Origin of the sequence: Tenacibaculum sp. SG-28, from assembly GCF_002954385.1 — a bacterium.
Classification (GTDB): domain Bacteria; phylum Bacteroidota; class Bacteroidia; order Flavobacteriales; family Flavobacteriaceae; genus Polaribacter.
In genome coordinates this window covers 1-2,421 of sequence record NZ_MQVY01000014.1, presented here as the reverse complement: position 1 = coordinate 2,421, position 2,421 = coordinate 1, and the positions used below count along the sequence as shown (strand labels likewise).

Genomic DNA, 2,421 nt, shown 5'->3' with positions numbered 1-2,421 from the left:
TTACTCCCAAATTGTAGTTCCGAACGCAAGTACTTCAAGTACTTCATTAGATGTAATTGAGTCATAAACTGCGAATGGAATTTCATAGCTTAAACGGGAGTTGGTAACATTAAAATTATTGTGAACAACATAGTTGTTTGAATTTTCAAATATTAATTCTATTTGATTGTCAGAATTAATATCCCATGTCCATTCTTCAATTCCATAAATGGAAGTTGAGTATCCAGTTTTATCTGGTCTAAAGAATATAGTCTCACCATTTCCGCTAGAAAAATCATTTATTTTTTTCTCAATTTGAGCTTTGGTGAGCAAAGAGCCTCCAGAGTCTTGAATATCAATTATTTCTATTTTTTTAAAAGTCCAGGTTTTATTAACCATAAGTTCTTCTCTAGAGATTTCAATATTTTCTTCTTCAGAGCAAGCAATAAAAAATAAATTAAGGATTAAAACTAAAATTCTTTTTTTAAAATTCATTTATTTAATTGTTTTTAAAGGTTTAGCTAAATTAGGCTTTAATACAGTTCAAATTTTATAAAATTTGAAAGTGGTACATACGGCTATTCGGCAAGTAAAAGTATATTTATTTTTTATAATTAAGTAATTTATTTTTCTTTTCCGTCCAACTCCGTAATTCATGGAGAAATTCATCCGTAAGACCACTCGGAGCTATTAAACCTAACGGATTTGTGTATAATTAGTTACTTGGAAAGACTCAGCCATTTTCCGCCGTAATCCAAATATATATATATATAAAGGTTGCATTCGCCTGTTGCAAATTCAGCCGCAATTAATTATACACGGTGTTGTACACAGTTTTTATTTCTCCTTTTTTGATTAAATCAATTAATTCACACCTTTTTTCCGAATTGGTTTGTTCCGTGAAATTTTCTCCAATTCTAACAAAATCGTATGGAATATGCTTGTTTTCAGATTCGATTATCTTTTCAAAACTACTTTCTCCATAAGCAAGAAGTGTTGTTTTGTCAGTACTTTTAGAACTCAACAAGATTCTTTTTAATTCTCCGTTCTTTTGCTTGGTAAAAACCCTAAATCGAGAGCTTTGTAATTCCAATTCAGTTGGATAAAAAGCAATTCCATTTTCGTCAAACTCAATTTGTTCTCGACGATTCTTTTTGTCAAATTTTTGACCGAAATCAGTATTGTCAATAATTATTGCAGTTCCTTTGTAGTTTGCTGGTAAAATTAAATCCACTTTCTGAATGTCAGCGAAGTAAAATGATATTTCATAAACTGCTTTTGAGGTTGGATAGAACAAAACCAAAGGTGTCAAAATCCATAATAACTTTTTCTTTAGTTTAAATGTTCCAAAGAGTAGAGAAATTACTCCAATGATAAAAATCGGAAACCCGATTATAAATCCCATAAAGACAAACATTGGAAACAAAAATCCAATTATTATTAATCCAATTCCAATTTTATCATATTTGTTCATTTCTCAAATTGTGTACAACGTTTAGTGTAAAATGCGTTTTAATGCATTTTTACACCTTGTTGTAGTGCGTTTTCTTTTAGTTTATTATAAAATTCGTTTCTATCTGCATTGTCAGGTAATCCAGCGACTTGTCCGTCTCCAAGTTCCATAATAATCCAATCCCCATTCTTTTTTTGAGCAACATCCATTGTAAAGAATTTGCTATCAATGTTTTTAGCAATATCAATAAAATCATCAAGTTCTGGTTTTGTTTCTCCGTATTCTCCCTCATCCCAATAGTCAAATACTTTAACTATTTTATTATTTGCAAAGAAGATTCTAAACTCTTTGGTTAGGGGCATTCCACTTTTTGAATGTTCGGTTAAATACTCGAGTTCTTCGAATTTTCTGAATACTAATCCTTCATTTAAGGAATCTCCTCTCAATTCTATGAATTTGTCAACAATGGATTTTACTTTATCAGAATTGGATGCGTTTGGAATGAAGCAAGCTTCATCCCAATTATGTTTTTCAGATTTCACAAAGTCTTTCACGATTATTGAACTGTCTCCAAATTCTCCTGTAAGTTTAAATATAGAATCATCATTCAATTCTTTTGTCCAATTAGATTTTGGAGTTTTCGATTCTATTTTGTCATATGAGTTAGGCAAGTAGTGACAATGCTTATACTCAGTTGGTGAATTGATTAATTCGATATTCTTTTTTAAAAGACCATCGTATAAGTTTTGATATTGAGTTGGAGTAAGCATCCATCCTCGATATATTCCAAATTCTTTACTTTCAGTTTCTTTTACGAACCTCAGAGCTGTTGCAATATTACCATTCGTTAATTCTTCGAAACTGATTAGAGAAAAATCAAATCCAGCTTTAATAGCAGAATTTTTTTCTTCTTCATAATCAGACTCGATTATTTTATTATCGAATACACTATCGCAATAAATTATTCTCATGTGTTTAGGTTCTATCAA

At 30.3% G+C, this 2,421-nt stretch carries 3 protein-coding genes; all 3 read right to left on the bottom strand.

Annotated elements, in window-relative coordinates; genetic code table 11:
• Positions 1-474: a hypothetical protein gene (locus tag BSU00_RS12735; RefSeq protein ID WP_105004712.1), complete on the bottom strand. Its 474-nt coding sequence runs from the start codon at positions 472-474 to the stop codon at positions 1-3.
• Between the two features lie 313 nt (positions 475-787).
• Positions 788-1,453 carry a hypothetical protein gene (locus BSU00_RS12730; RefSeq protein ID WP_105004711.1) on the bottom strand — a complete coding sequence of 222 codons (666 nt, stop codon included), beginning with the start codon at positions 1,451-1,453 and terminating at the stop codon, positions 788-790.
• Between the two features lie 38 nt (positions 1,454-1,491).
• On the bottom strand, positions 1,492-2,421 hold a 930-nt coding region (locus tag BSU00_RS12725), incomplete at its 5' end, for an ATP-grasp domain-containing protein (RefSeq protein ID WP_233188748.1).

Coding starts and splice junctions, on each gene's coding strand:
- BSU00_RS12735 (WP_105004712.1), bottom strand. CDS start 474: ATGAATTTTAAAAAAAGAATTTTAGTTTTAATCCTTAATTTATTTTTT.
- BSU00_RS12730 (WP_105004711.1), bottom strand. CDS start 1,453: ATGAACAAATATGATAAAATTGGAATTGGATTAATAATAATTGGATTT.